The sequence below is a fragment of the Nocardioides sp. genome, from assembly GCF_041600255.1.
GTDB lineage: Bacteria > Actinomycetota > Actinomycetes > Propionibacteriales > Nocardioidaceae > Nocardioides.
Genome location: NZ_JBFIKK010000163.1, coordinates 1 through 6,316, shown reverse-complemented (window position 1 = coordinate 6,316; position 6,316 = coordinate 1). Strand labels below are relative to the sequence as shown.

General features: G+C 71.6%; 7 protein-coding genes. 1 reads left to right on the top strand and 6 read right to left on the bottom strand.

The window, feature by feature from the left end:
- Positions 1 to 223 precede the first annotated feature (223 nt).
- The 5 genes from ABZE72_RS15125 to ABZE72_RS15105 form a co-directional block, all read right to left on the bottom strand.
- Complete coding sequence (locus ABZE72_RS15125) at positions 224 to 1,783, bottom strand: long-chain fatty acid--CoA ligase (protein ID WP_372729861.1); 1,560 nt, start codon at positions 1,781 to 1,783, stop codon at positions 224 to 226.
- A gap of 43 nt (positions 1,784 to 1,826) precedes the next feature.
- Positions 1,827 to 2,249: an SRPBCC family protein gene (locus ABZE72_RS15120; RefSeq protein WP_372729860.1), complete on the bottom strand. Its 423-nt coding sequence runs from the start codon at positions 2,247 to 2,249 to the stop codon at positions 1,827 to 1,829.
- The gene (locus tag ABZE72_RS15115; protein WP_372729859.1) at positions 2,246 to 3,142 is read right to left on the bottom strand and encodes a phosphoribosylaminoimidazolesuccinocarboxamide synthase; all 897 of its coding nucleotides are present in this window, start codon (positions 3,140 to 3,142) and stop codon (positions 2,246 to 2,248) included. Before ABZE72_RS15115 ends, ABZE72_RS15120 begins: the two co-directional genes overlap by 4 nt.
- Before the next feature lie 74 nt (positions 3,143 to 3,216).
- Positions 3,217 to 3,750 carry a hypothetical protein gene (locus ABZE72_RS15110; RefSeq protein WP_372729858.1) on the bottom strand — a complete coding sequence of 178 codons (534 nt, stop codon included), beginning with the start codon at positions 3,748 to 3,750 and terminating at the stop codon, positions 3,217 to 3,219.
- A gap of 111 nt (positions 3,751 to 3,861) precedes the next feature.
- Positions 3,862 to 4,440 (bottom strand): antibiotic biosynthesis monooxygenase, encoded by a 579-nt coding sequence (locus ABZE72_RS15105; RefSeq protein WP_372729857.1) that lies wholly within the window; start codon positions 4,438 to 4,440, stop codon positions 3,862 to 3,864.
- 116 nt (positions 4,441 to 4,556) lie between these two features.
- Here ABZE72_RS15105 and ABZE72_RS15100 point away from each other — a divergent pair, with 116 nt between their 5' ends.
- Positions 4,557 to 6,053 carry an NAD(P)/FAD-dependent oxidoreductase gene (locus tag ABZE72_RS15100; RefSeq protein WP_372729856.1) on the top strand — a complete coding sequence of 499 codons (1,497 nt, stop codon included), beginning with the start codon at positions 4,557 to 4,559 and terminating at the stop codon, positions 6,051 to 6,053.
- Here the strand turns inward: ABZE72_RS15100 and ABZE72_RS15095 are convergent.
- Positions 5,983 to 6,316 (bottom strand): TVP38/TMEM64 family protein (locus ABZE72_RS15095; protein ID WP_372729855.1); only part of this gene is annotated, 334 nt, incomplete at its 5' end. The genes ABZE72_RS15100 and ABZE72_RS15095 overlap by 71 nt on opposite strands.

Genomic DNA, 6,316 nt, shown 5'->3' with positions numbered 1-6,316 from the left:
GCAGGGGAAGCGCGGGTTCGGCTGCATACCGTGGTGAACCTGCATCTTCCCCGCCCGAACAGGCGCGCGGAACGCATGAGCAGCTGCCCGGACGCCGACCGCGGCCGTGATGCCGACCGAGTCGCGCACGAAACCTGGGTTCCCCTGCTCAACCCGCGCTTCCCATGCTCTGCACACCATGGGAAGCGCGGGTTCGGCTGCATACCGTGATGAACCTGCACCGTCAGCTGAGCTCCCGCTTCAGGATCTTCCCGGTCGCGGTCATCGGCAGCTCGTCCACGAACTGGACGATCCGCGGGTACTTGTAGTTCGCCATCTGCTCCTTGCTCCAGGCGATCAGCTCGTCCTCGGTCACCTCGGCGCCCTCCTTGCGGATCACCACGGCCTTGACCTCCTCGCCGTGGCTGTCGTGGGGTACGCCGATCACCGCGGCCAGCGAGACTGCCGGGTGGGTGAGCAGGACCTCCTCGATCTCACGCGGGTACACGTTGAAGCCGCCGCGGATGATCATGTCCTTGGACCGGTCGACGATGTAGTACCAGCCGTCCTCGTCCTTGCGCCCCAGGTCGCCGGAGCGGAACCAGCCGTCCCGGATGACCTCCTCGGTCGCCTCGGGCCGGTTGTAGTAGCCCTTCATGATGTTGTGCCCCTTGATCGCGATCTCGCCGACCGCGTCCGGGCCACCCTCCACCTCGTCCCAGGTGTCGGGCTGCAGCAGCTTCATCTCCACGCCCGGGATCGGATGCCCGATCGACCCGACCCGCGGCTCCTCACCCTTCGGCGAGAAGCTCGCCACCGGCGAGGTCTCGGACAGCCCGTAGCCCTCCAGGATGGTGACCCCGAAGCGCGCCTGGAACTCCTTGTGCACCTCCACCGGCAGCGCCGAGCCACCGGCGGCGGCCACCCGCAGGTTCGCAGCGAGCTCCTTGACGTCGACCCCGGAGTCGTCGAGCGCGCCCAGCAGCCCCCAGTACATCGTCGGCACCCCGGCGAAGAACGTGACCTTGTTCTGCGCCATCAGCTGCAGGGCGGCCCCGGCCTCGAACCGGGGCAGCATCACGATCGTCCCGCCGTAGGCGAAGCCGCCGTTCTGGATGACGCTCTGGCCGAAGGAGTGGAACAGCGGCAGCACGCACAGGTACGTGTCCGGGTCCTCGGCGTTCGCGCCGAAGAGCGCCTCACCCGAGAACGCGTTGTCACGCATGTTGCGGTGCCGCAGCTCGGCACCCTTGGGCTGCCCGGTCGTGCCGGAGGTGTAGAGGATGACCGCGGTGTCGTCCTCGTCGGTCTGCACCGTCTCGAAGGTCGGGGGCTGGCTGGCCATCGCCGCGCCCATCGTCTCGGCGCCCTCGATCGGCGACGAGGCGGCCGGGTCGACGGTGATCACGAAGAACTCGGTGCACTGCTCGGCCTGCTGGAAGCCGGCGTACCCCTCCTCCCCGATCGGCAGGTCGGGCGTGCCCTGGAAGCAGAAGTACGCCTTCGCCTCGGCGTCGCCGAGGTGGTAGGCCACCTCGCGGGCCTTGAGCAGCACGTTGAGCGGCACCACGGTGGCGCCGGCCTTGAGGATGCCGAAGTAGACGATCGTGAAGTACGGCAGGTTGGGGCAGCTGAGGGCGACCTTGTCACCGTGCTGGATCCCGCGAGAGACGAGCAGGTTGGCGACCATGTTGGCCGCACCGTTCACCTGGGCGTAGGTGAGCCGGGTCTCCCCGAGCACGATCGCCTCGCGGTCGGGGTACTTCCGGGCGCTGTCCTCGAGCAGGGTCGACAGGTTGTACACAGTGTGGCCTCCATCACGAACGAGTGGGATGGGGCCAACCTACTCACGCCCGGTGAGGTCGCGACAGGATGGCGCCGGCCCGTCTCAGATCGCTGCGTACGGCGAGCGGCGCCAGCCGGTTGAGCACGGCCGCGATCGGGCGGGCCACCCCCCGGCCGGCCAGCCCCATCGTCCAGCGGAGGCGGCAGTCCTGGCCGACCGGCTCGAAGACCAGGGTCAGCTCGGCGGTGAAGCCACGCCAGGTGCCCCGCTCGGTCCAACGGTAGGGGCGGTCGTACTCGGTGGTCTCCATCACCGGACGCAAGCCCGGGCTGGTCACGTCGACCCAGCGCTGGCCCACGCCGACCTCGCCCACCACGTCCTCGACCCGGGCCAGGCTGGACTGCCACTGGGCGCGGTTGCGCGGATCGACGAGGTAGTCGAAGACCACCTCGGGATCGGCCGCCACGACCAGGGAGTCGGTCACCAGGTCTCGCCGGTGAGCAGCTCGTAGGCCTCGACGTAACGGGCCCGGGTCCGTTCGACCACCGCGTCCGGCAGCGGCGGCGGCGCGTCGCCGCCGGCCTTGTCCCAGCCCGACTCGGGCGAGAGCAGCCAGTTGCGCACGATCTGCTTGTCGTACGACGGCTGCGGCCGGCCCGGGCGCCAGTCGTCGGCCGGCCAGAACCGCGACGAGTCCGGCGTGAGCACCTCGTCGGCCAGGACGGTGACCCCGTCGCTGCGGCGCCCGAACTCGAGCTTGGTGTCGGCGAGGATGATCCCGCGCTCGCGGGCGATCCGCTCGGCGGCGGCGTAGACCTCCATGGTGAGGTCGCGCAGCTCCCCGGCGTCGGCCTCGCCGATCTGACCGGCCACCGCCTCGTAGGAGACGTTCTCGTCGTGGTCGCCCACGGCCGCCTTGGGGGCGGGGGTGACGATCGGGGCCGGCAGCCGGCTGGCGGCGGCCCGCCCGGGGGGCAGTGCGATGCCGCAGACCGCACCGGTGGCGGCGTAGTCGACCAGGCCGGAGCCGGCGAGGTAGCCGCGCGCCACGCACTCGACGGGGAACATCTTCAACCGTTCGCAGACCACCGCGCGACCCCGGACCGACGCGGGCACCTCGGTGGAGAGCACGTGGTGCGGCACGAGGTGGGTCAGCTGGTCGAACCACCACAGCGACATCCGGGTGAGGATCTCGCCCTTGTCCGGGATCGTCGTGTCGAGCACGTGGTCGAAGGCGGAGATCCGGTCGCTGGCGACCATCAGGAGCTGGCCGGCGTACGCGCCCTGCTCGATCTCGTAGAGGTCGCGCACCTTTCCGGAGTGGAGGTGCCGAGCGCCCTCGATGGCCGGTGCGTCAGGGATGTTGAGGTCGCTCACGGACCCCAGCGTAGAAGACCCGCCCCCGGCACCTCGCGGGCCGGGGACGGGTCGGTGGTCAGCAGGTCAGCAGGTCAGCAGCCGCAGGTGTAGTACGTGACGTCCCAGTGGTTGCCCTCGTCGGCGTAGATGTTGCCGGAGGCGGCCTGGTACTGCTTCGCGCCGTCGCTGCGGGTCCCGATGTAGGTGTAGCGGGTGGTGACCCAGTTGGTCAGGCAGGTCGTGCGCGAGAAGTCGAGCTTGTAGCCGTTCCAGTGGCTGTAGGTGCCGCTCGCGTGGCCGGTCTCGGTGCCGCCGGTGATGTTGAGCGCGCAACCGCTGGCCGACTTGAGGGTCTTGGCCCCGTCGATCGTCGCCTGCCGGATGCCTTCGAAGGAGGTGCAGGTGGAGTTGTAGCGGTTCGTGCAGTTGCCCGAGGAGCTCCAGGTGATGCCGGCTGCGCTGAACTGCGACGCCGCGCTGGCCTGGCTGACGGCCGACGCGGAGCCGGCGAGGCCGAACGTGCCGACGAGCGCCACGCTCAGGGCGGCGACGAAGGTCCGCAGACGAACGCGACGGGAGTGGGAGGGGACAGGAAGGGAGGAGGTCGTTGCCGGCGTGGTGGTCATGACCAGCACGTGCCCCGGTCGTGTGACTCGAAACACACTGATTCTTGACGACCGATCAGGTTTACGGAGCAATCACCTGCCGCCGTCAGCGGCGCCCGTCAGCTGCGCCCGTCACCCACGCCAGGGTGCGGGCTCCCCGCGCAGCCACCAGCCGAGCGCGCGGGTCATCCGCGGCAGCACCACGTACGTCATCAGCGGGGTCATCAGCAGGGTGGTCGCCAGGCCGCGCGCCACCAGACCCAGGTCCGGGGCGAAGCGGGTCGACAGCCAGGCGGTCAGCAGGCTCAGCGGGAAGAACGCCAGCCAGATCAGCACGGCCTGCTTCCACCGTGGCGGACTGGTCGGGCTGAGCCGCAGGTCGCGAACGTCGCGGTTCAGTGGCTCGTCGAACCAGCCCTCGATCCCGGTACGTCGCTCGATCCGCGACTCGACCACCCCGAGACCGCCGGCGGAGTTCCGCCACCACTCGCGCTCGTGGGAGGACTCCCAGGCCGCCAGGGACTCGGCGTCGGCGAACCGGTAGAGCATGTGCCACGTCTCGGAGCCGGGCGCGGGTCGCACCCAGCCGGCGCCCAGGAAGCCCTCGAACCGCTCGGCCAGGGCGGTGCCGGCCTGCATCCAGCTGACCATCTCGGCCTGCCGGCCGGGATCGACGTGCCGCGTGATCGACACGGTGACGGGGGGAGTCATGGAGTGCATGGTCCGGGGCCGAGGGACCCGGAGCAAGCCAGAACGCCCCGACGAGACGGACGTCACCGTCGGAGCGGTCGCCGACGACCCCACCACCGTTCCGCCATGCTCGTGACATGCAGACCCCCGCCCACTGGACCTCCGACCCGCTCACGCCCCCCGACGCCCGGGCGTGGGACCTGCTCATCATCGGCGGAGGTACCGCGGGGCTCGTCGCCGCGCACACGGCGGCCGGTTTCGGCGCGAGCGTGCTCCTCGTCGAGCGGGAACACACCGGCGGGGACTGCCTGTGGACCGGCTGCGTGCCCAGCAAGTCGCTGCTCGCCGCAGCCCATGTCGCGGCGGAGGCCCGGGCCGCCTCCCGGCTCGGCGTCCACGTCGGCGAGCTCCGGGTGGACTTCGGCGCGGTCATGGAGCACGTCCGCTCAGCCATCACCACGATCGCCCCGGTCGACTCTCCCGAGGCACTGCGTCGCGCGGGCGCCCGGGTCGCCCAGGGAGAGGTCGTGCTGACCGGCCCCTCGACGGCCGAGGTCGACGGCACCGCCGTGCACTTCCGCCAGGCCCTGCTGGCCACCGGGTCGGAGCCGATCGTGCCGGGCATCCCGGGTCTGACCGAGGTCGACCCGCTGACCTCCGACAGCGTCTGGGGTCTCACCGAGCTGCCCGCCAGCCTGCTCGTCCTCGGCGGCGGCGCCATCGGCTGCGAGCTGGGCCAGGGGTTCGCCCGCCTCGGCTCGCGGGTCACCGTGGTGGAGGCCGAGGCCCGCCTGCTGGGGCGGGAGAGTCGGGCGGCCTCCGCGGCCCTGGCCAACGCGTTCGCCGCGGACGGCATCGACGTCCGGACCGGGGTCGCGGTCACCGGCGTCTCCACCACCGACGACGGCACCCGCCGGGTCGAGCTCGCGGACGGCTCGTCCGTGCTGGTCGAACAGGTGCTGGTCGCGATCGGACGCCGACCACGGACCCGCCACCTCGGGCTGACAGCGGCGGGCGTCGAGGTCACCGACTCCGGCCACGTCCGCGTCGACGAGCGGCTGCGCACCACCAGCCCCCGGATCTGGGCCGCCGGCGACCTGACCAGCCACCCGCCGTTCACCCACACCGCCGGCAGCCACGGCAGCCTGGCCGCCAGCAACGCCGTGCTCGGCCTGCGCCGCACCGTCCGGCCGGACCTGGTCCCACGGGTGACCTACACCCAGCCCGAGGTGGCGGCCTTCGGGCCGGATGTCGACGACCCGGGCCCGGGCCGCACCGTACGCCGGATCCCGCATACCGAGGTCGACCGCGCGGTGGCGGAGGGGCGCACCGACGGGTACTCCGCGCTCGTGCTGGACGCCAAGGGCCGGGTGATCGGCGCCAGCATCGTCGGCCCACGCGCCGGGGAGAGCCTGGCCGAGGCCGTCCTGGCCGGGCACGAGGCGATCAGGGCGCGCGGTCTGGCCGGCTCCATGCACGCCTATCCGACGTGGTCCGACGGGGTCTGGAAGGCCGGCCTCGCCCAGGGCCGCGCCGACCTGGCCTCCCCGGTCGTGCAACGGGTCACTCGCGGGCTGGCGGCGCTGCGCCGCCAGTGGACGGGTCGCCAGTGGACGGGTCGCGGTCTCGACTGACCCGGGACCTGATTACCCCGGCCAGCGAGAGGAGCACCAGCCCCACCACGGCCAGGATGAACGGCCACGAGCCGGGCTGGGCGCCGTACGCCCCGACCGCGACGTAGAGCGCCGTCCCGGGCAGGATTCCGACAGCGGTCGCGCTCGCGTACGCCGGCCAGGTCACCGAGGTGACCCCGAAGGCGTAGTTGGCGCTGCTGAACGGCACCAGCGGGATCAGCCGGGCCACCAGCACGGTGGTGAAGCCGCGCCGGCCGACTGTG